At 70.8% G+C, this 26,255-nt stretch carries 17 protein-coding genes and 2 riboswitches; of the genes, 8 read left to right on the top strand and 9 right to left on the bottom strand.

Annotated features, from left to right (window positions below; translation table 11 throughout):
- Positions 1-7: 7 nt before the first annotated feature.
- Positions 8-111, top strand: a riboswitch (glycine riboswitch).
- Between the two features lie 11 nt (positions 112-122).
- Positions 123-241, top strand: a riboswitch (glycine riboswitch).
- Positions 242-305: 64 nt separating this feature from the next.
- The 4 genes from gcvT to ABDW61_RS12710 all read left to right on the top strand — a co-directional run bounded on the left by gcvT (position 306) and on the right by ABDW61_RS12710 (position 6,440).
- Positions 306-1,439: a glycine cleavage system aminomethyltransferase GcvT gene (gcvT, locus tag ABDW61_RS12725; protein ID WP_343639101.1), complete on the top strand. Its 1,134-nt coding sequence runs from the start codon at positions 306-308 to the stop codon at positions 1,437-1,439.
- A 74-nt stretch (positions 1,440-1,513) separates the two neighbouring features.
- Positions 1,514-1,885, top strand: a complete 372-nt coding sequence (gcvH, locus tag ABDW61_RS12720) for a glycine cleavage system protein GcvH (protein WP_343639100.1) — start codon at positions 1,514-1,516, stop codon at positions 1,883-1,885.
- Between the two features lie 69 nt (positions 1,886-1,954).
- The gene (gene gcvP / locus ABDW61_RS12715; protein WP_343639098.1) at positions 1,955-4,843 is read left to right on the top strand and encodes an aminomethyl-transferring glycine dehydrogenase; all 2,889 of its coding nucleotides are present in this window, start codon (positions 1,955-1,957) and stop codon (positions 4,841-4,843) included.
- A 205-nt stretch (positions 4,844-5,048) separates the two neighbouring features.
- Positions 5,049-6,440, top strand: coding sequence for an L-serine ammonia-lyase (locus tag ABDW61_RS12710; RefSeq protein ID WP_343639096.1), 1,392 nt, complete (start codon positions 5,049-5,051; stop codon positions 6,438-6,440).
- A gap of 21 nt (positions 6,441-6,461) precedes the next feature.
- Here ABDW61_RS12710 and ABDW61_RS12705 read toward each other — a convergent pair whose 3' ends face one another.
- Entirely contained in the window at positions 6,462-6,659 is a 198-nt protein-coding gene (locus tag ABDW61_RS12705) for a hypothetical protein (protein WP_343639094.1), read from the bottom strand.
- 234 nt (positions 6,660-6,893) lie between these two features.
- Between ABDW61_RS12705 and ABDW61_RS12700 the strand changes: the two genes are divergently transcribed.
- Positions 6,894-8,336 (top strand): MFS transporter, encoded by a 1,443-nt coding sequence (locus ABDW61_RS12700; protein ID WP_343639092.1) that lies wholly within the window; start codon positions 6,894-6,896, stop codon positions 8,334-8,336.
- A gap of 11 nt (positions 8,337-8,347) precedes the next feature.
- Here the strand turns inward: ABDW61_RS12700 and ABDW61_RS12695 are convergent, their stop codons facing one another.
- From ABDW61_RS12695 to ABDW61_RS12660, 8 genes are all read right to left on the bottom strand, one after another.
- Positions 8,348-9,424 carry a porin gene (locus ABDW61_RS12695; RefSeq protein WP_343639090.1) on the bottom strand — a complete coding sequence of 359 codons (1,077 nt, stop codon included), beginning with the start codon at positions 9,422-9,424 and terminating at the stop codon, positions 8,348-8,350.
- Positions 9,425-9,544: 120 nt separating this feature from the next.
- Positions 9,545-11,221, bottom strand: coding sequence for a GMC family oxidoreductase N-terminal domain-containing protein (locus ABDW61_RS12690; RefSeq protein ID WP_343639154.1), 1,677 nt, complete (start codon positions 11,219-11,221; stop codon positions 9,545-9,547).
- A 159-nt stretch (positions 11,222-11,380) separates the two neighbouring features.
- Positions 11,381-16,282 (bottom strand): LamG-like jellyroll fold domain-containing protein, encoded by a 4,902-nt coding sequence (locus tag ABDW61_RS12685; RefSeq protein ID WP_343639088.1) that lies wholly within the window; start codon positions 16,280-16,282, stop codon positions 11,381-11,383.
- A gap of 77 nt (positions 16,283-16,359) precedes the next feature.
- On the bottom strand, positions 16,360-17,223 hold the full coding sequence (locus ABDW61_RS12680; RefSeq protein ID WP_343639086.1) for an aldolase: 864 nt from the start codon (positions 17,221-17,223) through the stop codon (positions 16,360-16,362).
- 137 nt (positions 17,224-17,360) lie between these two features.
- A complete protein-coding gene (locus ABDW61_RS12675) occupies positions 17,361-18,395 on the bottom strand; it encodes an aldo/keto reductase (protein WP_343639085.1) in 1,035 nt (344 codons plus the stop codon).
- Positions 18,392-19,321 carry an ABC transporter permease gene (locus tag ABDW61_RS12670; RefSeq protein WP_343639152.1) on the bottom strand — a complete coding sequence of 310 codons (930 nt, stop codon included), beginning with the start codon at positions 19,319-19,321 and terminating at the stop codon, positions 18,392-18,394. The genes ABDW61_RS12675 and ABDW61_RS12670 overlap by 4 nt, the downstream gene beginning before the upstream one ends.
- A 125-nt stretch (positions 19,322-19,446) precedes the next feature.
- Complete coding sequence (locus tag ABDW61_RS12665) at positions 19,447-20,976, bottom strand: sugar ABC transporter ATP-binding protein (protein ID WP_343639084.1); 1,530 nt, start codon at positions 20,974-20,976, stop codon at positions 19,447-19,449.
- Positions 20,973-22,016 (bottom strand): substrate-binding domain-containing protein, encoded by a 1,044-nt coding sequence (locus tag ABDW61_RS12660; protein WP_343639083.1) that lies wholly within the window; start codon positions 22,014-22,016, stop codon positions 20,973-20,975. Before ABDW61_RS12660 ends, ABDW61_RS12665 begins: the two co-directional genes overlap by 4 nt.
- 151 nt (positions 22,017-22,167) lie before the next feature.
- Here ABDW61_RS12660 and ABDW61_RS12655 point away from each other — a divergent pair, with 151 nt between their 5' ends.
- From ABDW61_RS12655 to ABDW61_RS12645, 3 genes are read left to right on the top strand one after another with little or no spacing between them, the layout of a single operon-like run.
- Positions 22,168-23,667, top strand: coding sequence for an FGGY family carbohydrate kinase (locus ABDW61_RS12655; RefSeq protein WP_343639082.1), 1,500 nt, complete (start codon positions 22,168-22,170; stop codon positions 23,665-23,667).
- Positions 23,664-25,454 (top strand): glycerol-3-phosphate dehydrogenase/oxidase, encoded by a 1,791-nt coding sequence (locus tag ABDW61_RS12650; RefSeq protein WP_343639081.1) that lies wholly within the window; start codon positions 23,664-23,666, stop codon positions 25,452-25,454. Before ABDW61_RS12655 ends, ABDW61_RS12650 begins: the two co-directional genes overlap by 4 nt.
- 7 nt (positions 25,455-25,461) lie before the next feature.
- A complete protein-coding gene (locus tag ABDW61_RS12645) occupies positions 25,462-26,208 on the top strand; it encodes a GntR family transcriptional regulator (RefSeq protein WP_343639080.1) in 747 nt (248 codons plus the stop codon).
- The last annotated feature ends 47 nt before the right edge of the window (positions 26,209-26,255 follow it).

Here is a 26,255-nt window from a genome sequence, read left to right as displayed (position 1 = left end):
CTACAATGCGCGCCAGTCAGGAGAGAGCTCCCTCGCGGGAGCCGCCGAAGGCGCAGTGGCACTGGTGATCCCACGCTGCGAACGCTCAGGCAAAAGGACTGACGAAACGCCCGCGATGCCGGGCGTTCCTCACTGGAGAGAGGCGGGGCGGACCACCGGTCGAGCCCGTCCACCGAAGGGGCAAGCCGCCGGTCAACCGCCGACGGCCAATCTCTCAGGTAAAGCGGACAGCGAGGGCATCTCCCCCACCCGGACGTGATCGGTTCACAGTCGGGTGGTCATGACGAATGCCCTCGGAGCGAGACATGTCCGCCGATCAGAACCTGAACACGCCCCTGCACAAGACCCCCCTGCACGCGCTGCACCTCGAACTGGGGGCCAAGATGGTGCCCTTCGCCGGCTACGACATGCCGGTCCAGTACCCCGCCGGCGTGATGGCCGAGCACAAGCACACCCGCTCCAAGGCCGGCCTGTTCGACGTCTCCCACATGGGCCAGGTGCTGCTGGTGGGCGACGACGCCGCCGCGGCGCTCGAGACCCTGGTGCCGGTCGACATCGTCGACCTGGGCCTGTTCAAGCAGCGCTACGCGCTGTTCACCGCCGACGACGGCGGCATCCTCGACGACCTGATGGTCGCGCGCCGCACCGACGGGCTGTTCGTGGTGGTCAACGCCGGCTGCCGCGACCAGGACATCGCCCACATGCGCAAGCACCTGTCGGGCCGCTGCGAGGTGCGTCCGCTGCCCGACCAGGCGCTGCTCGCGCTGCAGGGCCCGCAGGCGGTGACCGCGCTGTCGCGCCTGAACCCGGGCGTCGCCGGGCTGGTCTTCATGACCGGCGGCTTCTTCGACCTGGACGGCATCCCCACGTTCGTGACCCGCTCGGGCTACACCGGCGAAGACGGCTATGAGATCTCCGTCGCCGCCGAGCGCAGCGTGGAGCTGGCCCGCAAGCTGCTGGCCCAGCCCGAGGTGATGCCCATCGGCCTGGGCGCGCGCGACTCGCTGCGCCTGGAAGCCGGCCTGTGCCTTTACGGCCACGACATCGACACCACCACCACCCCGGTCGAGGCCTCGCTGACCTGGGCGATCCAGAAGGTCCGCCGCGCTGGCGGCGCCCGCGCCGGCGGCTATCCCGGCGCGGCCGTGATCGACCGCCAGTTCGCCGAAGGCGCCGCGCGCAAGCGGGTCGGCCTGGTGAGCTCCGAACGGATGCCGGTGCGCGAGGGCGCCAGGCTCGTCAACGCCGACGGTCAGGAGATCGGCGTCGTCACCAGCGGCACGCTGGGTCCGACGGTCGGCAAGCCGGTGGCGCTGGCCTACGTCCAGACGCCGTACGCGGCGCTGGGCACCGAGCTCTTCGCCGAGGTCCGCGGCAAGCGCACCCCGATGACGGTCTCTTCCACGCCGTTCACGCCGAACGGATACTTCCGCGGCTGATCCGCGATCCCGGATCCCCTCCCGTCCTCCGGGACGATTTCCCCTTCACCCTTCCGATTCCACGGAGCCTCTCCATGAGCATCAAGTACACGCCCGACCACGAATGGGTCGACACCACCGACGGCATCGCCACCGTGGGCATCACCGTCCATGCGCAGGACGCGCTGGGCGATGTGGTCTTCGTCGACCTGCCCGAGGTCGGCAAGTCCTTCGCCGCCAAGGAAGTGGCCGGCGTGGTCGAGTCGGTCAAGGCCGCCGCCGACGTCTATGCCCCGGTGTCGGGCGAGATCGTCGAGGTCAACGAGGCGCTGCGCGCCGATCCGTCGCTGGCCAACACCGACCCGCTCAAGACCGGCTGGTTCTTCAAGGTCAAGCTGTCCAATCCGGCGGAACTCGACGGGCTGATGGACACCACGGCCTACGACGAGCTGGTGAAGAACTCCTAAGCCCCGCCCTCACCCCAGCCCTCTCCCGCACAGCGGGAGAGGGAGCTCTTTCTCCAGGATCGCCCCGCCATGTCCGCCCTGCCCTCCTTCGCCGAGCTCGAGAACGCCTCGGAGTTCCACGCCCGTCACATCGGTCCCGACGCCCATGACGAGCAGTTGATGCTGTCGGCCATCGGTGCCGCGTCGCGCGCCGCGCTGATCGACGCCATCGTTCCGGCCGCCATCAAGCGCGCCGCGAAGATGGACCTGCCCGAGCCCGTGACCGAAGCGCAGGCGCTGGCCGAGCTCAAGGCCATCGCGGGCCGGAACCAGATCCTGAAGAGCTTCATCGGCCAGGGCTACCACGGCACGGTCACGCCGGGCGTGATCCTGCGCAACATCCTCGAGAACCCGGCCTGGTACACCGCCTACACGCCCTACCAGGCCGAGATCTCGCAAGGCCGCATGGAGGCGCTGGTCAACTTCCAGACCATGGTCTGCGACCTGACCGGCCTGGCCATCGCCAACGCCTCGATGCTGGACGAGGCCACCGCCGCCGCCGAGGCGATGACGCTGGCCGCCCGCATGGCCAAGAGCAAGAGCCAGACCTTCTTCGTCGCCGACGACGTGCTGCCCCAGACGCTGGAAGTCGTGCGCACCCGCGCCGAGCCGCTGGGCATCACGGTGCAGGTCGGCAAGGCCGAGGAGGCCGGCCAGGCCGAGTGCTTCGGCGCGCTGGTCCAGTACCCCGGCGTGACCGGCGTGGTGCGGCCGCTGCAGGCGATCGCCGAGGCGGTCCACGCGCACGGCGGCCTGCTGGTGGCCGCGGCCGACCTGCTGGCGCTGACGCTGATCGCCTCGCCCGGCGAGCAAGGCGCCGACATCGCCGTCGGCACCACGCAGCGCTTTGGCATGCCCATGGGCGCCGGCGGCCCGCACGCCGCCTACATGGCCTGCCGCGACGAGTTCAAGCGCTCGCTGCCGGGCCGCCTGGTCGGCGTGTCCGTCGACGCGCACGGCAAGCCCGCCTACCGCCTGTCGCTGCAGACCCGCGAGCAGCACATCCGCCGCGAGAAGGCCACCTCCAACATCTGCACGGCGCAGGTGCTGCCGGCCGTGGTGGCCAGCATGTACGCGGTCTATCACGGCCCGCAGGGCCTCAAGCGCATCGCGCAGCGCGTCGCCGCCTACACCGCCGTGCTGGCGCGGGGCCTGAAGGCGCTGGGCCTGACGCTGGTCCACGAGACCGCGTTCGACACCCTGCACGTGAAGACCGGCGCGCACACCGGCCCGGTGCTGGCCGCGGCCGTCGCCGCCGGCATGAACCTGCGCCGCGCCGGCGAGGACAGCATCAGCCTGACGCTGGACGAGACCACCACCCGCGCCGACCTCCAGGCGCTGCTGACGGTCTTCGCCGAAGGCAAGCCCGTGGCCGACGCCTTCGCCGGCGCCTCGGCCGCCACGCTGGTGCCGGCCGCGCTGGCGCGCACCAGCGCCTACCTGACGCATCCGATCTTCAACATCCACCACTCCGAGACGGAGATGCTGCGCTACATCCGCCTGCTCTCCGACAAGGACCTGGCGCTGGACCGCAGCATGATCCCGCTGGGCTCGTGCACGATGAAGCTCAACGCGACCAGCGAGATGATCCCCATCACCTGGCCCGAGTTCGCGCAGGTGCACCCGTTCGCGCCGCAGAGCCAGCTGCAGGGCTACGCCCAGCTGGACCAGCAGCTCACGTCCTGGCTGTGCCAGGCCACCGGCTACGCGGGCGTCTCGCTGCAGCCCAATGCCGGCTCCCAGGGCGAATACGCCGGCCTGCTGATCATCAAGGCCTGGCACGAGTCGCGCGGCGAGGGTCACCGCAAGATCTGCCTGATCCCCGAGTCCGCGCACGGCACCAATCCGGCGTCGGCGCAGATGGTGGGCATGCAGGTGGTGGTCACCAAGTGCGACAAGGAAGGCAACATCGACCTGGCCGACCTGAAAGCCAAGTGCGAGCAGCACAGCGACAAGCTGGCGGCGATCATGATCACCTACCCGTCGACGTACGGTCTCTTCGACACGCACGTCAAGGAGATCTGCGCGCTGGTGCATGAGCATGGCGGCCGCGTGTACGTGGACGGCGCCAACATGAACGCGCTGGTGGGCATCGCCGCGCCGGGCCAGTTCGGCGGCGACGTGTCCCACCTGAACCTGCACAAGACCTTCTGCATCCCGCACGGCGGCGGCGGCCCGGGCGTCGGCCCGGTCTGCGTGGTCGAGGACCTGGTGCCCTTCCTGCCGGCGCACCGCTCGGCCGGCCTGGGTGAGAAGACCGCCATCGGCGCCGTCTCCGCCGCGCCGCTGGGCAACGCGGCGGTGCTGCCGATCTCGTGGATGTACATCCGCATGATGGGCGAGACCGGCCTGAAGGCCGCGACCGAGACCGCGATCCTGTCGGCCAACTACGTGGCCGCGCGCCTGTCCGACCACTACGACATCCACTTCAGCGGCAACGTCGCCGGTGTGAAGGGCGGCGGCGTGGCCCACGAGTGCATCCTGGACCTGCGCCCGCTGAAGGACACCAGCGGCGTGTCGGCCGAGGACGTCGCCAAGCGCCTGATCGACTACGGCTTCCACGCGCCGACGCTGTCCTTCCCGGTCGCGGGCACGCTGATGGTCGAGCCGACCGAGAGCGAATCCAAGTTCGAGCTGGACCGCTTCATCGCCGCGATGATCCAGATCCGCGAGGAGATCGCGAAGGTCGAATCCGGCGCCTGGCCGCAGACCGACAACCCGCTGGTCAACGCGCCGCACACCGCCGAGAGCCTGCTCAAGACCGAGTGGACGCACGGCTACAGCCGCGACGACGCGGCCTATCCGGTGCCGGCGCTGCGCCACGTGAAGTACTGGTCGCCGGTGGGCCGCGTGGACAACGTCTACGGCGACCGTAACCTGGTCTGCTCCTGCCCGCCGCTTTCGGCGTACGCTGAATAAGCGTGGAGCCCCCGTCCCGGCCGCGCTCGGGCGCGGCCGGGGCCGCCCCCGAGGGGGCTGCGGGCCGGCTTGGGACGGCCCGGCGCCGGCCCTCTCGTCATACCCGAGCCCCGCCTTGAACGACGCCTTCGGCGCGTTCAAGGCGTCTCGACCAGGGAGGGGCGCGTCAAACACGCTCGCCGCCCGATCACCCAGTGAGGTAGCCATGGCAGTCTCCGTCTTCGACCTCTTCAAGATCGGCATCGGGCCGTCGAGCTCGCACACCGTCGGGCCGATGCGCGCCGCACGCATGTTCGTGCAGCGCCTGCGGCATGAGGGCGTGCTCGATCGCACGGTGCGCGTGGCCACCGCGCTGTACGGCTCGCTGGGTGCGACGGGCAAGGGCCACGGCTCGGACAAGGCGGTGCTGCTGGGCCTGGCCGGTCATGAGCCCGACACGGTCGACATCGAAAGCATCCCTGGCATCCTGGACGCGATCCGCAACGACAAGCGCATCGCGCTGGGCGGCGACCACGTGGTCGCCTTCGACGAGGCGCGCGACCTGGTGATGTACCGGCGCCAGAGCCTGCCGCTGCATGCCAACGGCATGCGCTGCATCGCCTTCGACGCCGAAGGCAACGAGTTGCAGAACCGCGTCTACTACTCCGTCGGCGGCGGCTTCGTCGTCACCGAGGAAGTCCTGGCCGACGGCGCCAAGCAGAAGCAGATCGCGCCCGACACCACGGTGCTGCCCTACCCATTCAAGACCGGCGCGGAGCTGCTCGCGCTGACCGAGCAGGAAGGCTGCTCGATCGCCGAGATCATGCGCCGCAACGAGCGCCACTGGCGCCCCGACGAGGAAACGCGCGCCGGCCTGCTGAAGATCTGGCGCGTGATGCAGGAATGCGTGCAGCGCGGCTGCCGCACCGAGGGCATCCTGCCGGGCGGCTTCAAGGTGAAGCGGCGCTCGGCGGCGCTGTACCGCGATCTGGTCGCGCATCCGGAGGCGGCGCTGCGCGATCCACTGCAGGTGATGGACTGGGTCAACCTGTACGCGCTGGCGGTCAATGAAGAGAACGCCGCGGGCGGCCGCGTCGTGACGGCGCCGACCAACGGCGCGGCCGGCATCGTGCCGGCGGTGCTGCACTACTACGCGCGCTTCGTGCATGGGGCCAGCGAGGACGGCATCGTCGACTTCCTGTTGACCGCTGCGGCAATCGGCATCCTCTACAAGGAGAACGCGTCAATCTCGGGCGCGGAGGTGGGCTGCCAGGGCGAGGTCGGCGTGGCCTGCTCGATGGCCGCGGGCGCGCTGTGCGCGGTGATGGGCGGCACGCCGGCCCAGGCCGAGAACGCCGCCGAGATCGGCATGGAGCACCACCTGGGGCTGACCTGCGACCCGGTCGGCGGGCTGGTGCAGATCCCCTGCATCGAGCGCAATGCGATCGCCTCGGTCAAGGCCATCAACGCGGCGCGCATGGCGCTGCGCGGCGACGGCACGCACCACGTGAGCCTGGACAAGGTCATCAAGACGATGCGCGAAACCGGCGCCGACATGATGACGAAGTACAAGGAGACCGCCCGCGGCGGTCTGGCGGTCAACATCGTCGAGTGCTGACGCGCCGCCTGGCGCGGGCCGTCAGCGGCCGTCGCCGGCCGTCAGCGGCGCGGAGCTGGCTCCCGCGTCGGCGCCTGCATCGGTGCCTGCGCCGCGGGCATCCTGCACCGCGCTGAAGAGCAGCCCGATGACCATGGCCAGGCTGCTCAGCAACAGCGCGGTCTTGAACAGGCTGGTGGGTTCGGTCCTCGCGGCCTTGGCGTGCTTGGTGATGCTCATCCGGGTCTCCTGTCGATCTGACGCATGGTCCGCCCGCCTCCCGCCCGTGGGCAGACGCGGATGCCGCATCACCGGGTCCTGCGATGACGTCAGCGCGCGTCGGCGATCCACCGACAGCGGAGATGCGAGGATGTCGATTTCCGTTGGTCCCGATCGTCGTCAGACGAAACCCCGTCTGTCTTCACGAAGCTGTCACGGGTCCTGCTTTCAACCCTGAACGGACGCGAATCCGCCATGACTGCCTCCCTTGATCCGAAACGGCGCCGCTGGCTGGCGCTCGGCGTGCTCTGTCTGGGCGTGCTGATGATCGTGCTGGACACGACCATCGTGAACGTCGCCCTGCCCTCGATCCGCGCGGACCTGGGTTTCACCGAGACCTCGCTGGTCTGGGTGGTCAACGCCTACATGCTGACCTTCGGCGGCTTCATGCTGCTGGGTGGCCGGCTGGGGGACCTGTACGGTCACCGGCGCATGTTCCTGGCCGGTCTGGCGCTGTTCACCGGCGCGTCGGCGGCTTGCGGGCTGGCGCACACGCAGGCGCTGCTGATCGCCGCCCGCGCGGTGCAGGGGCTGGGCGGCGCGGTGGTGTCGGCGATCTCGCTGTCGCTGATCATGAACATGTTCACCGAGCCTGGCGAGCGCGCCAAGGCGATGGGCGTCTACGGCTTCGTCTGCGCCGGCGGGGGCAGCATCGGCGTGCTGCTGGGCGGCCTGCTCACCAGCACGCTCAGCTGGCACTGGATCTTCCTGGTGAACCTGCCGATCGGGGCGCTGGTCATCGGGCTGTGCCTGTGGCTGATCGAGCGCGGCGGTCCCACCGCGCCGGACGAGACGCTGGACTGGGCCGGCGCGGTGACGGTCACGCTGTCGCTGATGCTGGCGGTGTACGCGGTGGTCAATGGCAACGAGGCTGGCTGGACCTCGGCCCGCACACTGGGCCTGTTGGCCGTGGCGGTGGCGCTGCTGGCGGCGTTCCTGGCGCTGGAGCGCCGTGTCGCGCATCCGCTGATGCCGCTGTCGCTGTTCCGCTTGCGTTCGGTGGCGGTGTCCAACGTGATCGGCGTGCTGTGGGCGGCGGCGATGTTCGCGTGGTTCTTCCTGTCGGCGCTCTACATGCAGCTGGTGCTGGGCTACGACGCGATGCATGTCGGCCTGGGCTTCCTGCCGGCCAACCTGATCATGGCGGCGTTCTCGGTCGGCCTGTCGGCCCGGCTGGTCATGAAGCTGGGGCTGCGCAAGCCGCTGTGCGGCGGGCTGCTGCTGGCGGCGCTGGGGCTGGCGCTGTTCGCGCGGGCGCCGGCGGACGGCGGCTTCTGGCTGGACGTGCTGCCCGGCATGCTGCTGCTGGGGCTGGGCGCGGGCGTGGCCTTCAACCCGGTGCTGCTGGCGGCGATGAGCGAGGTCGCGCCGAGCGAATCCGGTCTGGCCTCGGGGGTGGTGAACACGTCCTTCATGATGGGCGGCTCGCTGGGCCTGGCGGTGCTGGCGAGCCTGGCGGCCTCGCGGACGGGTGAGCTGACGGCGCTGGGCGCGAGCCTGCCGGCGGCGCTGGCGGGAGGCTACCGCGTGGCCTTCGCGGTCGGCGCCGTGTTCGCGGCCTCGGGCGGGCTGCTCGCGCTGCTGCTGAGGGAGCCCGCGCCGCAGGCGGGCGCGGCGGCGCCGGTCACTCCTGCCTGACCGCCCCCCCGTCAGAAGCTGTGCCCCATCCCCGCGTACACCGCGCGCTGCCCGGCGCCCGGCCCGGGTCCGTTGGCGGAAACATCCGCCGCATAGTTGGCCGCGCCTGAGTTGTTCACGCCGCCGACGGAGGCGTACAGGAAGCTGCGCTTGGACAGCGCGTAATCGGCCCCGGCCATCAGCACCACCGCCTTGCCATGGCCCCGGTTGGCGCTGACGTGATACCCCGCGCCGATCAGCGTCAGCGCCGGGGTCACGTCATGACGCACGCCCAGCCACGCATGGCGCAGACGCGTCGGCGCGTTGGCCGGCGCGGCGCCGGCCGTGATGTGCTCGACAGCAGCGAACAGCTTCGACGCGCCCAGCCGGTAGGTGCCGCCGGCCACCGTCTGCTTCGAGTAGTTGTAGACATCGCTGAACAGGCCGTTGGCATCGCGCCGGACGGTATGGATGCCGCGCAGCTCCAGCCCCTCGTGGACATAGGCCAGCGACAGGCCTTCGGCGCGCAGCTTGCGGTGATTGCCCGCCTGCTCGCCCAGGCTGAGCTGGGCGTTGGCCGTGAAGCCGCCCCAGGACGGCGTGGTGTACTCGATCACGTTGTCCGCGCCCACCCAGCTGCGCCCGCGCACCAGCGTCGCGCTGCTGATGAACTGCTGACCCGTCGGATCCAGGTACCAGACGTCGTTGGTGTTGAACAGGTTCTTGCCGAACTGCAGCCGCCCCCACTCCTTGCTGCCCAGGCCCACATACGCGCGGCGGTTGAAGAACGCCGGCCCATTGGTCCGGCCGGTGGTGCTGCCGAAGCCGCTCTCCAGCAGGAAGTAGGCGTTGAGCCCGCCCCCCAGGTCCTCCGTCCCCTTGAAGCCCAGCATGCTGGTGCCCCATTGGTTGCTCGCCGTGCGGGTGAGCGACTCGACCCGGCCGGAGGCCGGATCCCGCACCTTGTCGATGTGCTCGACGCCGGCCACGACACGTCCATAGACGTTCACGCTGCTCTGGGCTGACACGCTGGCCGGCACGGTCATCACGAGAACGGCCGCGATCGCGCAAGCCGGCGTGGAAGCGGACCCAAAAAGTCTGTTTGTCATCTGGTTCTCCAATCGATGGAACGGTGGTTTCCCCCCGTGATGGATTCGCGGGCGCAGGGGCGCCCACACCCGCGCCACGGGGTGTGCGCGGGCGTTGCTTGAGTAGGGAGTGAGGGCGGCTCAGCCAGCGGCGGCGGCACTGCGCGGCCACAGCGCCAGCGCGGCGGCATCGGCGGCCGCTTCCTGCTGGATCCAGCCCGCCGCCATCTCGGCCATCATCAGCGTGGGGCTGTTGGTGTTGCCGCTGGTGATCAGCGGCATCGCGCCCGCGTCGACCACGCGCAGGCCCTCCACGCCGCGCACGCGCAGCCGGCTGTCCAGCACCGCCATCGGATCGCCGTCGCGCCCCATGCGCGTGGTGCCCACCGGATGGAAGATGGTGGTGGCGATGTCACCGGCCAGCCGCGCCAGGTCCTCGTCGGTCTGGTACTGGGCACCAGGCTTCCATTCCCGCGGCCGGTAACGCGCCAGCGCCGGCTGCCCCACGATGCGCCGCGTCACCCGCAGCGAGTCGGCCGCCACGCGCCGGTCCTCCTCGGTGCTCAGGTAGTTGGGCGCGATCGCCGGCGCATCCTCGAAGTAGGGGCTGCGGATCCGCACCGTCCCGCGGCTGGTGGGATTGAGGTTGCACACGCTGGCGGTGAAGGCCGGGAAGTCGTGCAGCGGCTCGCCGAAGGCGTCCAGCGACAGCGGCTGGACGTGGTACTGCAGGTTGGGCCACGCATGCGTCGGGGAACTGCGCGTGAAGGCACCCAGCTGCGAGGGCGCCATGCTCATCGGGCCGCTGCGCTTGAGCAGGTACTCCATGCCGATGCGCGCGCGCCCCCACAGGCTGCCCGCCAGCATGTTGAGCGTCTGGGCGCCCTCGATGCGATACACCGCCCGGATCTGCAGATGATCCTGCAGGTTCGCACCCACGCCGGGCGAGGCCACCGTCACCGGGATGCCCAGGCGACGCAGCAGCGACGGCTCGCCCACGCCCGAGAGCTGCAACAGCTGCGGCGATCCGATGGCGCCAGCGCACAGGATCACCTCCTGCCGGGCCAGCACCGTCACGCGCTGGCGCCCATCCCAGATCTCCGCGCCGATGCAGCGCGGACGGCCGCGCTCCCCCACGCCCCACAGCAGCCGCGTGGCGCGGCTGTTGACCCACATCTGGAAGTTGCCGCGCCCCTCGCACGCGGGCCGCAGGAAGGCCTTGGCCGTGTTCCAGCGCCAGCCGCCGCGCTGATTGACCTGGAAGTAGCCCACCCCTTCGTTGGTGCCGCGGTTGAAGTCCGCGGTGCGCGGCACGCCCGCCTGCTCCGCAGCCTCGGCGAAGGCGTCCAGGATGTCCCAGCGCAGGCGCTGGCGCTCGACGCGCCACTCGCCGCCCGCGCCATGCCATTCGCTGGCGCCGGCGAAATGGTCCTCATGCTTCTTGAAGACCTCCAGCACCCGGCTCCATCGCCAGGCGTCGTCGCCCAGCAGGCTGGCCCACAGGTTGTAGTCGCGCGCCTGGCCGCGCATGTAGATCATCCCGTTGATGCTGGAGCAGCCGCCCAGCGTCTTGCCGCGCGGATAGCGCAGGCTGCGCCCGTTCAGGCCGGGCTCGGGCTCCGTGCTGTAGAGCCAGTCGGTGCGGGGATGGCCGATGCAGTGCAGGTAGCCCACCGGGATGTGGATCCAGGGATGGCGGTCCTTGCCGCCCGCCTCCACCAGCAGCGTCTGGCGATGGGGGATGTCGGTCAGCCGTTTGCACATCAGCGCGCCGGCCGTGCCGCCGCCGATCACCAGGTAGTCGAAGGTGCCCGCCACCGGCGCGGCCGTGGCGTGCGCCGGGGGCTGTGGCCGTGGATGCGGACGGCCGGCCGCGGACGGGCCCGTGCGGGCCGTCTCGGGAGGGAAGAGGCTCAAGCGGATACTCCTTGGAAAGAGAAGCCGGGGCGCCGCGCGGGCCGCCCCGGCACGGGCGGCTCAGGGCGTGCCGTCCAGTGAGTTGAGGTAGACAGCCAGCGCATCGCGCTCGGCCTGGGACCGGCCTGCCGCCTGGCCATGACGAGGCGTGAGCAACACCTCGTCGAGGGAGGCAGCCTGGCCGTTGTGGAAGTACTGGCGGTTGATCCACAGCGCGCGCAGCGTGGGCGTGTCGAGGCCCTTGCCCGCCAGCGCCTCGCCATTGCCCTGGCCCGACGAGGGCTGGATCGTGCCCACGTCATGCCGCAGCCCGTCGCGCAGCGTCGCGCCGCCATGGCAGGTGGCGCACTGGAGCTGGGTGAACAGCCGCTGCCCCTGCAGCGCGATCGGGCTCAGCCGGCCATCGGCTTCGCGATACGGGCTGCGCGGATGACGGGTCAGCGAGCCGACGTAGGCCGCCAGGTCGTCCAGCGCCGCGCTGCGGCCGGCCTTGGCCGTGCCCAGCGCGTTGGCGGTGAGCTGGAAGTCCGCCTCGCTCATGAAGCCGGTGCCGCCCAGATGCCGCCGGATGTCGTTCTCGAAATCCTGCACCTCGTCGAAGTTGGCGCTCCAGTGCAGCCGGCCGTGGCCGAGCCCGCCCCGCCCCTTCAGGCTGATGGTGCGGCGCAGACCCTCGCCGCGGTTGGTGAAGTCCCACACCGTGCCGTCATCGCCGCCATCGGCATGGCAGCTGGCGCAGGACATGTAGTTGTCCCGGCTCATGCGCGGATCGGCCGCGTTGTAGAAGATCTTCTTGCCGCGCAGGACCGAGGCGGTCAGCGGCTCGTTCGCCACCACCGTCACGGTCGCGAGCCGCCTCGAGGCGAAGGACTCGGACGACAGCACCGCGCTCACGTCCTGCACCGTGACGCTGCGGCCCAGGAAGTCGTTGACGTAGAGCCGCTTCGTGGCCGCGTCGAGATACAGCCCGTGCGGCGCGCGGCCGGTCTCGATCTCGCCTCGGATGGCGCGGTTGTAGGCATCGACGATGGCGACGCGGTTGCCCTCCATCTGCGCCACGAAGAGGTAGTCGCCCTTGGGCGAATACACCACGGCGCGCGCCGGCGCCCGGTCGTTGAAATCCAGCTGCTCCGCGAAGACCTCGGCCGAATGAGCCCCCAGCGCGATCTGGCTGACGATGGAGCGCACCGTGCGGTCGTGCTCCAGCGGCTGCTGGTCGCGGTAGCCGCCGCGCACGATGTTGTCCTTCTTGGACGGCAGCGCGGCGCGTGTGCCATCGGGCGAGATCACGATCTGGTGCAGGTAATTGGGCACGCCGCGCGCGCGGTTCTCCGCGTCCACCGTGGTGGTGTCCACCTGCAGCGGCACCGTCTGCGTGAGCCGCCAGGTCGGCAGATTGACGCGGTGCACCTGCGCCCCGCCCGCGACCGAGCGGAAGCGCGTCACGTACGCATCCTGCGAATCCGCGGTCACCGCCAGGCCTCGCACGTCGCCTTGCAGGGACAAGGTCTTGATCGTGTCGCCGCTGACCGGATCGAAGCTCATCAGCTGCGACTTCGACTCGAGCGTCACCAGGCCGGTCTGTCGATCGGGCGTGAACACCACGCTGTGCGGCCCGCTCCCGTAGGCCAGTTGCACCGTCTTGGCCACCGCGCCGTTGGCGGCCAGCACCACCAGCTTGTCCTCGCCTTGCACCGCCACCCAGAGGCGGCCGTCCGGCGCCACGGCCAGGGTCTTCGGATCGATGCCCACCGAGGTCTCCCAGACCTTGGCGTTCGTGGCGGTGTCGATCGCGGCCACCGTACCGCTGTCCGGATTGACGCTGTAGACCCGGCCGGCCACGCCGGTGATGTTGGTGCTGTGGGCCGGCGAGCGCGTGGTGGCCGGCCGCGTGACCGTGCGCTGGAAGGCGTAGCGGGCCTCGCTGCCGTCGGGCTGTCGCACCGTCAGGACGACCAGGTAGTGGCCCGGCGCGCTGAAGACGTGGGACGCGGCCAGCGTGGTGCTGAAGGCGGTCCGCGCCGAGCCGTCACCGAAGTTCCAGCTGTACTGCGCGCCCGCGCGCGCCAGCGCGACCGGGTTGAAGCTGACGCGCTGGTTCACGTCCACCCACTGCTCGCCGGCCTGCGCCGCGATGCGCACCGCCGGCTGCGTCAGCAGGCTGGCCGCCTCGGTGTCGCTCAGCGCACGGTCGAACACCCGCACGTTGGACAGCACGCCGCGGAAGAACTCGTCGTTGCCTTCGATCTGTCCCAGCCACTTGAACGGGCTGCCCAGGCCGAAGACCCCGGCCGTGCCGGTCCCCGCGGTCTTCACGCCGTCCACGAACAGGGCCTGCGCGCCGGTGATGGCGTTGCGGGTCATGACGACGAAGTGCCATTGCCCGTCGTTGACCGGCTGCGACGACGCCGTGCCGGGGTTGTCGGAGGACAGGTTGCCCACCGACAGCCGCAGCCTGCCGGTCTCGTCCAGCCAGCCCCAGAAGATGTCGTTGGTGCCGCCGGACTCGTCGCGCCCGAACAGACCCGGCGCGCGCCACGGATCGGCGTGGCCGGTCTGCGTGGTCTTCATGTGGAAGGCCACGCTCGCCGACCGGCTCAGGGCGGCCGCGACGGCGTCGCTGGCCAGCTCCACGCCGGCCGTGCGGCCGGTCAGGTTCAGGCCGCCCTCGCTGAAGCTGTCGCCCGGGCCCGTGACGCCATGCACGCCGCCAGTGACGTCGCGCAGCGTGTTCAGCAGCGGCCAATGGTGGACCAGGCCCGCCATCGCCAGCACCTGGGCATCGGTCAGCACGCGCCCGTACACCCGCACGTTGGACAGGCTGCCGCGGAAGAAGTCCGCCGAGCCCTCGAACTGGCCCAGGGTCTTGAACTTGTTGTTGAGCCCGCGCGTGCCGGTGGGGCCCGTCGCGCTGGTGCGGATGCCATCCACGTACATGACCAGCGCGCCGGTGGCCGCGTCGCGGCTGAGGATCACGTGGTGCCAGGCGTCGTCATTGACGATCACGGTGGACACGACGCCGGGGTTGGCGCTGCTCAGCTCGCCCACGCTGAGCCGCAGGTGGCCCTGGGCATCGATCCAGCCCCAGAACACGTCGTCCTGCCCGCGGACCTGATCGCGTCCGAAGATGCCCGGCGCGGCCGCTGGCGTCGCCGCCCCGCCCTGCCTCGTGCGCATGTGGAAGCTCAGCGTGGCGGAGCCGCCCAGCGTGGCCGCCACGTTGTCGCTGCTCAGCGGCACGCCGCCGCTGCGCCCGGAGAAATTCAAGGCGCCATCGGCGAACGCGTCCGCCGGCGTCACCGTGCCGTTGTTGCCGCCCACCACGTCCGTCAGGTTGGCGCTCAGCGGCCAGTTGTGGACGGTCTGCGCCGGCTCGGTGGTGAACTCCGACTTGTAGGCCTCGGCGATGGCGTTGCCCGCGTAGTCGCGCACGCCCTGGGCGGGGAGGCTCACCTCGTAGGTCGTGCCGGGCAGCAGCGGCTGGGACGGCGAGAAGTTCACGATGCCCAGCTGCACGCTGTAGGTGCCCGCGATCGGCGTGCCGCCCTTGGGCCGCACGATGAACGTGCTCGCATTGACCGAGCCGTGCAGGATGCTGTCGCTGAAGGCCACGCCGATCCGCGAAGTCAAGGCCTGACGCTGCGCGCCCGGCCGGGGCGACACGGTCCGCACCTTGGGCGGCGTGAGGTCGGGGTTGCGGTCGTGGACGATGAAGCCGCTGCCGCTGCCGTGGTCGTTGCCCACGTAGACGAGGTTGCCCATCGGCATCACCTGGCCGTGGTCGGAGTGGTGCGCCTGGTCGCTGCCCTCGGCGAACAGCGCGCCATGGCCCACTTCGAGGTAGCGCCGCGGGTCCCTGACGTTGACCTTGTGGATCTTTTCCTGCGCGCCCTGGAACACGAACTCGTCCTGCGTCGCGCAGTAGAGCTGGTCGGCAATCGGCAGGGTGTTGTCCTCGGCCACGAAGCGGCCGGGATCGGTCAGGTCGTAGCCAAACATCTTGCCGTCGGCATTGCGCACCGAGCCATACAGCTTCAGCCCGTCGAAGCAGGTGGCGTAATAGAACGGCAGCGCGCCCACGCCGTCGAGGAATTTCGGATTGAGCGGGTCCGAGAGGTCCAGGCTGGCCAGCCCGGAGTTCGTCTCCATCGACGAGATCACCATCTGGTTGCCGATCGTGAAGATCGGGCCCACGCGGAAGCCGCCCAGCTCGCCGGTGGGGACCGGGTTGGGCCGGCCCTCGCCGCGATTGGCGATGACGGCGTTGGCCGGGTCCTTCGCGTCGACGATGTAGACGCCGTCATCGGCCGAGGCCACGTAGAGATACGGCGCCTGCCACCACAGCTGCCAGCTGACCTTCGAATAGTCGCCCCCGTCCACGGTGGGCAGCACCACCTTCTTCACCTGCCGGATGTCGTTGATGTCGGTGAAGTCCCAGAACTCGATGCCCTTGGTGCTGGGCACCACGATGTACAGCCGGCCGTTGATCGTGGCCGAACCGATGGCATGCGGCTCGCGGAACTCGGCGGTGGTTCCCTCGGGGTCGTAGATCTTCTTGACCAGGCGGATGCGCCGGGGGTCGGACACGTCGTAGAGCAGGAAGCCCCCGGTGGACTGGCCGCTGTCCGGCGCGAACATCGTCAGGAAGTAGCCGTTGACCATCAGCGCCACGTTGGTGCCGTAGTCCTTGCGGTGGCCGTAGCGGAAGGGGATGTCGCCATCGCCCGCGCCGGCGGAGGACTCGCTCTCGATCAAGGCGATGGGCTTGAACAGTTCGGCCGCCGTGTAGGTCTTGTTGCCCAGTCCGGGCCCCGTGGTGGCCAGCCGCGCCTGCGCGAGGGAGGCCATCGCGGCCGCGGCGCGCTGCAGCGTCTGGACGGGACTGGTGCCGGTGACGGCGGCGTGGGCGAGGAATGCCCCGAGCAGGACAATGAGCGCGATCGCGCCTGAACGGACCTTCATGCGATGTCTCCTGGCGTTGGACTGGGCGGCTCTCTGCGGAGCCGTCGTGGGAGGGGGACTGAGTGCGCCGCGACCGCTCAGGCGGCATGCCGTCTGGGGTCGGCTTCCTGGTAGAGGCGCCAGGCCGTCTCGGCGCTGGCGCCCTCATGGATCATGGCCATCAGCCCCAGCACCACGGCGGCGGGCTCGGCATGCTGGTAGACATTGCGGCCGTACACCATGCCGACGGCGCCCTGATCCAGCAGCACGCGCGAGCGCTGGAAGACCTGGCGCAGGTCCTCCTTGCCGCCGCCCCGCACCAGCACCGGGCAGCGCGCCGCCTCGACCACGCGATGGAAGTCCACGGGATCGGCCGTGGGGTCGGCCTTGACGATGTCGGCGCCCAGCTCGCGGGCCAGGCGAACCAGCGTCACGATCTTCTCGGCGTCGCCATCGACCATGTAGCCGCCGCGCTCCGCATGCGGCGCCATCACCAGCGGCTCGATCATCAGCGGCATGCCGTAGCGGTCGCAGTCGGCGCGCACGCGGGCGATGTTGGCGATGCACTGGCGGAACAGATCGGGCTCGCCGGGCAGCATGAAGAGATTGATCACGGCGCAGGCGGCATCCATCTGCACCGCCGGCAGCACCGGGTCGTCCTGGTTCTGCAGCACGGCCCACATGTGGCGGTGCACGGTCGTGTTGTAGGGGTTGCCCATGTCCACGCGCATCACCAGCGCGGGCCGGTCCTTGTGCGGGCGGTGCTGCAGCAGGTCGGCCTGGCCGTAGTTCAGCTGGATGGCATCGGGCCGCGCCTCCACCAGCTGGTCCATGACGCGCGGCATGTCCTCCAGCCCGACGAGGAAGGACGGTTCGTTGCAGACGCCGTGGTCCACGGCGATGTCCAGGCATCGGCCCTGGCGCAGCAGACGGGTGAGACGGGCAATCTTGTGGTCGGCCATGAGGCGCTCCAGGTCAGTCAAGGAAAGTCAGTCGAGGAAATCCGGGCGAAGCCCCTCCCCTGGCGCCGCGAAAGGCGCCATCACGAGGGGCCGTGCCCCGGGGAAGGCGGGAAGCCGTGAGGGAAGGCTCGGGCGGGTCAGCCTCCCGCGGGCGCTGGATCCATCAGCGCCTTGAGGTAGTGCCGGGCCGCGCGGTCCACTGTGAGCAGCTCGGCGGCGCTCATCACCACGCCGGCGGCTCCGGCGTTCTCGGCCGCCTGCGCGGGCCGGCGCGCGCCGCACAGCGCGATGTCCACCGCGCCGCTCTGCGTGGTCCAGGCCACCATCAGCTGGGAGAAGCTCACCTCCATCGCGGCCCGCAGCGGTTCCAGCTCGGCGAAGAAACCGCGCAGCGCGGCGCGATGCTCGGCGCCGAAGCGCGGGTTGCCGGCGCGCTGGTCGTCGCCGGAGAACTGCCGGCCCTCGTCGATGGGCCCCGACAGCAGCCCCATCGCCAGGCTGGCGTAGCCCATCACCGCCACGCCGTGGTCGCGGCACAGCGGCACCAGATCGCGCTCGATGGCGCGGTCCAGCAGGCTGTACTTCTCCTGGATGGCATCCACCGGACCGTGGCGCAGGTACTCGCGCAGCGTGGGCGCATCCACGTTGCTCACGCCGATCGCGCGGATCTTGCCCTGCCGCTTGAGCATCAGCAGCGCGTCCATGGTCTCGGCCACCGGGGTGGTGTCGTCCTGCCAGTGGGTGATGTAGAGGTCGATGTAATCGGTGCGCAGCCGGCGCAGGCTCTGCTCGGCCTCGTGCAGGATGGCCGCGCGGCCGAGGAAGCGATGGACCGACTGGCCGTCCTCGTCGAAGAAGTGCCGCCCCTGCCGCGTGTGCCAGACCAGGCCGCACTTGGTGGCGATCACCGCCTCATGCCTGCGGCCCTTGAGCGCGGCGCCCACCAGCGCCTCCGCATGGCCGAGCCCGTACGCGGGCGCGGTATCGATCAGCGAGATCCCCGCATCCAGCGACGCGCGGATCGCGTCGACCGCGGCCTGGTCGTCCTGTCCGCCCCACATCCAGCCGCCCATGGCCCAGGTGCCCAGGCCGACCGGCTCGCAGCGCAGGCCCGAGGCCCCCAGCCGGACCGGGCCCGCCGCGCGGGCGGACTTGATGGCGTCTTCACTCATCGCGATGCCTTTCGAACGTTCAAGAGATGGTCGATGGTCACGGCCGCCAGCAGGATGGCGCCCTTGATCATGTCCTGCCAGTACGGCGACACGTCCAGCAGGATCAGGGAACTGGTCACCACCGACAGCAGCGCCAGGCCGAGCACCGCGCCCAGCACCGTGCCCGAGCCGCCCTTCAGGCTGGCCCCGCCGATCACCACGGCGGCGATGACGTTGAGCTCCATGCCGGCGCCGAAGGTGGGCGTCGCGGCGCCGAAGCGGGCGGTGTAGATGACCCCGGCCAGGCCGGCCAGCGCGGCGCACAGCACGGTGACCCAGAACTTCACGCGCCCGGTGCGGATGCCCGAATACAGCGCCGCCTTCTCGTTGCTGCCGGTGTAGAACACGCGCCGCATGACGGTGGCGCGGCGCAGCGCCAGGTCGCTCAGCGCCACCACGGCGAGGAAGATCAGGATCACCACCGGCACGCCCGCGACCGCGCCCTGGCCGATGAACTTGAATCCGGCCGGCAGCGCGAACAGCGATTGCGGCGTGCCCTGCGTGAGCGCCAGGCACAGCCCGCGCACGATCACCATGAAGGCCAGCGAGGCGATGAAGTGGCTCAGCCCGATGCCGCTGACGCAGCCGCCGATGGCCGCGCCCACCAGCGCGCACGCCGCGATGGCCAGCACGCTGGCGCTCCACGGGTCCAGGCCCATCAGGAAGAGCTTGCCGGTGACCACCATCGCCAGGCACACCACCGAGCCCACCGACAGGTCGATGCCGCCGACGATCAGCAGCACCGTCATGCCCACCACCACGATGCCCTCGATGGAGAAGGACAGCAGCATGGCGCGCACGTTGTCCACGGTGAGGAAGTGCGGCGAGGCGACGCTCATCACCGCGCACAGCGCGGCGATGATCAGCAGCAGGCCGGCCTCCCGCATGTGGGCGCGCCGGCCGGCCGCAGGCCGGGCGCCGGCGTCCGCGGACGGCGCGGCGGCACCCGGGGAGATCCCCGTCAGCGGCAGCACGCCGGCGCCGCCGAGCCGGGACAGATCGAACTTGGCCATCAGGCGCTCTCCTCTTTCGTGAATCCGGAAGCGAGGCGCAGCAGCGCCTCTTCGGTCATGGCCGGGCCGCTGAGCTCGCCGGCGATCCGCCCCTCGCGCACCACCAGCGCGCGATCGCACAGGCCGATGATCTCGGGCAGCTCGGACGAGATCACCACGATGCCCATGCCCTGGCGCGCCAGGTCCCGCAGCAGGTGGTGGATCTCGGACTTGGCGCCGACGTCCACGCCGCGCGTGGGCTCGTCCATCAGCAGCACCGACGGCTGCGTCGCCAGCAGCTTGGCGATGGCCACCTTCTGCTGGTTGCCGCCGGACAGGCAGGCGGCGCACACGTGCACGCCATCGGACTTGAGCTTGAGCCGGCGGCCCAGGTCGCGGGCCATCTCGGCTTCGGCGGACCGGCGCAGCCAGCCCCAGCGCGAACTGACCCGCTGCAACGCCATGGCGGCCACGTTCTGCGCGATCGACAGGTCCAGGAATACGCCGGCGGCCTTGCGGTCTTCGCTCAGATAGGCCAGACCGCCGCGCAGCGCGTCGCGATAACCGCGCACGCGCAGCGGCCTGCCGCGCAGGCGCACCGCGCCGCGGCGCGCGGGCCGCAGGCCGCAGACCGTCTCGGCCAGTTCGGTCCGGCCCGCGCCCATCAGGCCGGCGATGCCCAGGATCTCGCCCCGGCGCAGCGCGAAGGAGACACCGCCGACGCGATCCTGACGGTCGCACAGACCGTCCACCTCCAGCAGCGGCGTGCCCGAATCGTCGATCCCGTCCGCCTTGGGCGGGAAGTACTGCGTCAGGTCGCGGCCGACCATGCAGCGCACCAGTTCATCGGCCGTGGTGCCGGCCAGCGGCGCGCTGAAGACGTCGCGGCCATCGCGCAGCACCGTGGCGCGATCGCAGTGCTCGAAGATCTCGGCCATGCGATGGCTGATGTAGACGATGGCCATGCCGCGCGCCTTCAGGCCATGCAGCACGCGGAACAGCGCGCTCGATTCCTGCCCGGTGAGCGCGGCCGTGGGCTCGTCCAGGATCAGCACCTGGCAGTCCAGCGTCAGCGCCTTGGCGATCTCCACCAGCTGCTGCTGCGACAGGCTGAGCTGGCTCACCCGCCGGCCCGGATCGATGTCCGGCGACAGCCGCGCCAGCACCTGCGCGGCGCGGCGCTTGAGATCGCGGTAGTCCATCCAGGGCCGGCCGCGGCGGCCCACCTCGGCCATGAACATGTTCTCGGCCACGGTGGCGTCCTCGCACAGCGCGATCTCCTGGTGCACCAGGCCGATGCCCTGCCGCATCGCATGCGCCGGCCCGTCCAGCCGCAGCGCGCGGCCGTTCAGGCGCAGCTCGCCGGCATCGGGCTGCACGATGCCGCTGACGATCTTCATCAGCGTGGACTTGCCGGCGCCGTTCTCGCCGCACAGCGCATGGATCTCGCCACGATGGGCGGTCAGGCTGACCCCGGCGAGCGCCGTCACCGCGCCGTAGCGCTTGCGCACGCCCCGCAGGGCCAGCATCGGGGGGCTGGCCGGGTTCATTCGTTGATGCCCTTCCCGCCGCGGCGCGCCAGGTACCTGTCCCAGTAGAAGTCGTCGGCGTTGGCCTTGCTGACGATGGACAGGCCGTTGTCCAGGAAGGGCACCGCCATCGGGTTGGTGCCGTTGCGCCGGGCGTCGTTCATCGGGTCGATCAGCGAGGCATGGCGCGCCAGGAACAGCAGCATCATCCCCATGTAGCCCTGCACGCCCTGGTTGGGATTGACTGCGCCGAACACATCGCCCGACTTGATCATGTCCAGGATCTTGGCGTTGACGTCGCAGCACATCACGCGCACGTTCTTGCGGCTCTCGACCTTGGCCTGCGCCGCCCCGAGCGCCGAGTTGGCCTCCGGCATGAACAGCGCGCCCAGGTTGGGATTGGCCTGCAGCAGGCTCAGCACCGCCTGGTAGGCCTTGTTCGGGTCCTGGTTGGTGGCGGCGCGGCCGGCCAGCTTCATGCCGGGGTGCCTGGCCTTCATGCGGGCGATGAAGGCCGCGATGCGCCGGTCGTGGTTGTCCTGGCCCGGGTTCTCGAGCACCGCGTACTCGCCCTTGCCGCCCATCGCGGCGGCGATCGCGTCGGCGGCCTGTGCGCCCTCGCGCTGGTTGTCCGAGGTCACGAAGGAGACCCGCTTCGAGTTGGGCGAATCCGCCGCGAAGGTCACCACCGGGATGCCCATCGCCGCGGCGCGGTTGATGGGCTCGATGAACGGGTCCGGATTCATCGGGTGCAGCAGGATGCCGGCCGGCTTGCGCGCCAGTTCCTGCTCGAAGGACGCCAGCTGCTTGTTGACGTCGTACTCGGGCGTGCCGGTGTAGCGCGTCTTCACGCCCAGCGAGCGGCCCGCCTGTTTCATCATTTCGTAGACCGGGAACCAGTACTCCACGCCCGAGACCATCACGTTCATCACGTAGGTGTCGCCGGCGTTGCCGCGCAGGCCGGGCGCGGCCTGCGCGGCGGCCTGGCCTTGCGCGAAGGCCTGACCGGTGGAAAGGCCCGCTGCCGTGAGGGCGGCAGTCTTGAGGAAGTCGCGTCGCATCTCGTCTCCTGTCTGCGCCGACATGGCGCTTGTCCTTGGTTTCGGTCACAACGTTGTTATGACATCTACACAATATACGCCGCACGTTATCCACAACACATAGGGAAAACACCGCTAAGAAAGCGTTAAGACGTCGGCACGATGTTATGACATGAACACACCACTCTTCATCGGCATCGACATGGGTTCCACCGGCCTCAAGGCCGTGGCGTTCGACTCCGGCTCGGGCGCCACGCTCGCGAGCGCGGGATCGGCCCTGCCCTTTTTCCGCCTCGCCGACGGCGGTTGCGAGCTCAGCGGCGACGCGATCGAGCAGGTCCTGATGGACGCGCTGCAGGCGGTGGCCGGGCAGCTCGGCGAGCGGTGCCAGGACGTGCGCGCGCTGTGCTGCACCGGACATGGCGCCGGGCTGTATGCGCTCGACCAGGACCTGCGGCTGCTGCGCGGGCGCGCGGTGGCTTCCACCGACCAGCGCGCCGGCGCGCGGGCCCGCGCGCTGGCCGTGCGCTGCGGGCCGGAGCTGTTCGACGACGTCGGCTGCCCGCCGTGGGCGGGGCAGCCGACGCTGCTGGCGGCGGAGCTGCTGGGGCACGACGCGGTGCAGCGCGGCGCGCTGCATCGGCTGGCCTTCGCGAAGGACTACCTGGCGCTGCTGCTCACCGGCGAGCTGGCCACCGACGCCAGCGACCTGGGCACCGCCGGGCTGCTGTCGCTGGAGACGGGCGCGCCCTCGCGCCTGGCCTTCGAGGCGGCTGGGCTGGCGGACCTCGGACCGGCCATCCTGCCCTTGCGGCTGCCGCCGGGCGCCGTCATCGGCCATCTGCTGCCGGAGCGCGCCGCGCGGTCCGGCCTGCCCGCCCATCTGCCGGTGGCCACCGGCACCATCGACGTGCTGGCCTCGCTGGCGGCGGTGGGGGCGGATCGCGGCGGCCAGGCCGTGGCGGTGCTCGGCACCTGGTGCGTCAACGCGGTGATGGGCCGGGCCCTGGCGTCCAAGCCGGCGGTGGGCGCGATCGTGCATGTCGGTCATGACCCGGAGCAAGGCGCCAGCCGCCGGCTCTATCTGGACAACAGCCCCTCGTCGATGGCCAACCTCAGCTGGCTGGCGCGAGCGCTGGGGTTCGGCTCTCCCGCCGAGGCGGTGGACTGCGCCATGACCGTGCCGCTGGGCGCCCATGGCCTGCGCTTCCTGCCCTTCATCAATGGCGGCGGCGCCCCAGAAGGCGCGACCGCGGGTTTCATCGGCCTGAAAGCCCATCACGACCGCGCGCACATGGCCCGCGCCGTGGTGGACGCGGTGGCCGCCCTGCACGCCCGGCACCTGGCGCGGCTGGCCTCGTTCGGGCTCGGCGTGCCGGGGCGCGTGGCGGCGCTGGGCGGCGGCGCGCGGGACAGCCGGCTGGTGCGGCTGATCGCCACCTTCCTGGGCCACCCGGTGCAGCGCTGCGGCGATGACGAATCGGGCGCCCGCGGCGCGGCCGGCTACGCCGCGCGCTCACAGGGCCTGCCCGGCTTGCCGGCGCCGCCCATGACCTGGGTCGAGCCCGACCTGCCCGCGCTGTCCGCCCACGCCGACTTCTACGACAGCCTGCACGAGCTGGTGGACCACCTGCGTCCCGCCTTCACCCACCTGGCGGAGGACCAGGCATGAGCGCACGCCGCGAACACCCCTTGCCGCCCTCCCACCTGGTGCGCCCCGCCGCGCTCGACGGCCGGCACTTCTCGACCTTGGTCATCGGCGGCGGCATCAACGGCGTGGGCGTCTTCCGCGACCTGTCGCTGCAGGGCGTGGACTGCCTGCTGGTGGACAAGGGCGACTTCTCCTCCGGCGCGACGAGCGCCCCCTCGCGCATGATCCACGGCGGCCTGCGCTACCTCGAGGGCGGCGCGTTCTCGATGGTGGCCGAGGCCACGCGGGAGCGGAACCGCCTGCTGCGCAACGCGCCGCACCTGGTGCGGCCGCTGGAGACGCTGGTGCCGCTCTCCAGCCGCTACGGCGGGCTGCTCAGCAGCATGCTGCGCTTCACCGGCCTGAAGGCGGGCAGCCAGCCGCGCGGGCTGTTCGTGGTGCAGCTGGGCCTGCGCCTGTACGACCTGCTGGGCCGCCGGCAGCGCCAGATGCCCACGCACCGCATCGAGCAGGTCTCGCACGACGACGCCGGGCTGCTGCGGACCTCGGTGCGCTGGACCGCCACCTATTTCGATGCGTGGATCCGCCATCCGGAATGGCTGGTGCTGGAGCTGCTGGAGGATGCCTGGCGCGACCAGTCGCAGTCGGTGGCGGCCAACTACTGCCGCCTGATCCGCGTCGAAGGCCGCACCGCGGTGCTGCGCGACGAAGTCACCGGCGCGCTGGCGCGCGTGACCGCCGACACCATGGTCAACGCCACCGGCGCGTGGCTGGACCAGACCTCGGCGGCGCTGGCCGGCGAGCGGGACCGCATCATCGGCACCAAGGGCTCGCACCTGGTGCTGGACCACCCGGAACTGCGCGAGGCGCTCAAGGGCCGGATGATCTATTTCGAGGCGGCCGACGGCCGCGTGTGCATCGTCTATCCCTTCCTGGACCGCGTGCTGATCGGCTCCACCGACATCCCGGTGACCGATCCCGACCAGGTGCACACCGAGCCCGCGGAAATCACCTACCTGCTGGACGCCTTGCGCGAGCTGTTCCCGCGCCTGCACTTCGCGCAGGAGCAGGTGGTCTACACCTACGTGGGCGTGCGGCCGCTGGGCCGGGCGCCGGCGGACTCGCCGGGGCGGATCTCCCGCGATCATTCGGTCGTGGTGGAGCCGGCCAACGAGACCCGCCGGCTGCCCCTGATCAGCCTGGTGGGGGGCAAATGGACCACTTTCCGCTCGCTGGCCGAGCAGGCGGCCGACGAGGTGCTGCATCAGCTGGGCCGCGCCCGGCTGCGCAGCACCAGCGACATCGCCGTCGGCGGCGGCGCCGGCTATCCGAGCGACGAGCGCATCCTCGAGCGGCTGCTGAGCCGGGTGGGCGCGGCGCTGCGCTCGCCGCAGCGCGCCGCCACGCTGGTGGAGCGCTACGGCTCGCGCGCGGTGGCGCTGGCCGAGCGCTTCGCCGCCGCCGGGGACCGCCCGCTGCGGCACCATCCCGGCTACTCGGTGGCGGAGGTGGACTACCTGTGCCGCGACACCGCCGTGGTGCGCCTGACCGATCTGGTGCTGCGCCGCTCGCTGCTCGCGATCCGGGGAGAATTGCACCCGGCGCTGCTGGAGGAACTCGCGGACCTGGCCGCGGCGGCGCTGGGCTGGGACCGCCTGCGCCGGGACGCGGAACTCGATGCCTGCAAGACCTTGCTGCAGCAGCATCACCACGCCCGGTTCGGGCCGCCAGGCGCCCAGGCCGGCGCGCCAGCCGGTGCATCATTGGCGCCCTCCGCTCCACCAAACATTCAACCGCTCGCCACCTGAACCGCCCATGACCCTGTCGCCGCCGGCCCTTGATCGTCAATCCAGCGCCCCGCTGTGGGCGCAGTTCCGCGATGTCCTGCGCGAACGCATCCTCAGCGGCACGCTCGCGGTGGGTGCCAAGCTGCCCACCGAAGCCGAGTTCGGCGACCAGTTCGGCATCTCGCGCATCGTCGTGCGGGAGGCGCTGGCCGACCTGGTCCGCGCCGGACTGATCTACAAGATCCGCGGCCAGGGCGCCTTCGTGGCGGCGCGGGAGCGGGACGAGGACTTCGTCTCCACCGTGCTGGGCTTCTCCGACGAGATGGCGCGCAAGGGCCGGACCGTGCGCACGCAGGTGTTGCGGCAGGAACTGCGCGACGCCACTCCCGAGGAAGCCCGCGCGCTGGCCCTGCCGCCCGGCAGCCAGGTGGTGGGGCTGCGGCGGCTGCGCTCGGTGGACGGCGAGCTGCAGCTGCTGGTGGCCACGGCGATTCCCGCCGAGCTGGCGCCGGGGCTGCATCGGGCCAAGCTGGAGAACCGCTCGCTGTACGACGTGCTGCGCCGCCAGTACGGCCAGCGCATCGTGAAGGCCGAGCGCTGGATCGACGCCGTGCTGCCGGATGCGGAAACGGCGCGGCTGCTGCAGGTCGAGGGCAGCGAGCCGCTGCTGCGGATCGAATCGCTGGCCTACAACGCCAGCGGCAAGCCGGTGGAGCACTACCGGGCGCTGCATCGTTGCCAGTCCAGCCGCCTGCACCTGCAGACGACCACCTGAGCGCCCCCCCGGCGGCCGCCAGTCAGGAGCCAGCCAGGAGCCAGACG

This window comes from Roseateles sp., assembly GCF_039595595.1.
Classification (GTDB): domain Bacteria; phylum Pseudomonadota; class Gammaproteobacteria; order Burkholderiales; family Burkholderiaceae_C; genus Roseateles.
The sequence above is the reverse complement of the archived record's forward strand: the minus strand, read 5'-3'. Positions and strand labels throughout refer to the sequence as shown.

What these genes read in the sequence shown, in the direction of transcription:
- gcvH (WP_343639100.1), top strand. Translation starts at nt 1,514, where the DNA reads ATGAGCATCAAGTACACGCCCGACCACGAATGGGTCGACACCACCGAC.
- ABDW61_RS12680 (WP_343639086.1), bottom strand. Translation starts at nt 17,223, where the DNA reads ATGGCCGACCACAAGATTGCCCGTCTCACCCGTCTGCTGCGCCAGGGC.
- ABDW61_RS12650 (WP_343639081.1), top strand. Translation starts at nt 23,664, where the DNA reads ATGAGCGCACGCCGCGAACACCCCTTGCCGCCCTCCCACCTGGTGCGC.
- ABDW61_RS12665 (WP_343639084.1), bottom strand. Translation starts at nt 20,976, where the DNA reads ATGAACCCGGCCAGCCCCCCGATGCTGGCCCTGCGGGGCGTGCGCAAG.
- ABDW61_RS12705 (WP_343639094.1), bottom strand. Translation starts at nt 6,659, where the DNA reads ATGAGCATCACCAAGCACGCCAAGGCCGCGAGGACCGAACCCACCAGC.
- ABDW61_RS12695 (WP_343639090.1), bottom strand. Translation starts at nt 9,424, where the DNA reads ATGACAAACAGACTTTTTGGGTCCGCTTCCACGCCGGCTTGCGCGATC.
- ABDW61_RS12675 (WP_343639085.1), bottom strand. Translation starts at nt 18,395, where the DNA reads ATGAGTGAAGACGCCATCAAGTCCGCCCGCGCGGCGGGCCCGGTCCGG.
- ABDW61_RS12685 (WP_343639088.1), bottom strand. Translation starts at nt 16,282, where the DNA reads ATGAAGGTCCGTTCAGGCGCGATCGCGCTCATTGTCCTGCTCGGGGCA.
- ABDW61_RS12660 (WP_343639083.1), bottom strand. Translation starts at nt 22,016, where the DNA reads ATGCGACGCGACTTCCTCAAGACTGCCGCCCTCACGGCAGCGGGCCTT.
- gcvT (WP_343639101.1), top strand. Translation starts at nt 306, where the DNA reads ATGTCCGCCGATCAGAACCTGAACACGCCCCTGCACAAGACCCCCCTG.
- ABDW61_RS12710 (WP_343639096.1), top strand. Translation starts at nt 5,049, where the DNA reads ATGGCAGTCTCCGTCTTCGACCTCTTCAAGATCGGCATCGGGCCGTCG.
- ABDW61_RS12655 (WP_343639082.1), top strand. Translation starts at nt 22,168, where the DNA reads ATGAACACACCACTCTTCATCGGCATCGACATGGGTTCCACCGGCCTC.
- ABDW61_RS12670 (WP_343639152.1), bottom strand. Translation starts at nt 19,321, where the DNA reads ATGCGGGAGGCCGGCCTGCTGCTGATCATCGCCGCGCTGTGCGCGGTG.
- gcvP (WP_343639098.1), top strand. Translation starts at nt 1,955, where the DNA reads ATGTCCGCCCTGCCCTCCTTCGCCGAGCTCGAGAACGCCTCGGAGTTC.
- ABDW61_RS12645 (WP_343639080.1), top strand. Translation starts at nt 25,462, where the DNA reads ATGACCCTGTCGCCGCCGGCCCTTGATCGTCAATCCAGCGCCCCGCTG.
- ABDW61_RS12700 (WP_343639092.1), top strand. Translation starts at nt 6,894, where the DNA reads ATGACTGCCTCCCTTGATCCGAAACGGCGCCGCTGGCTGGCGCTCGGC.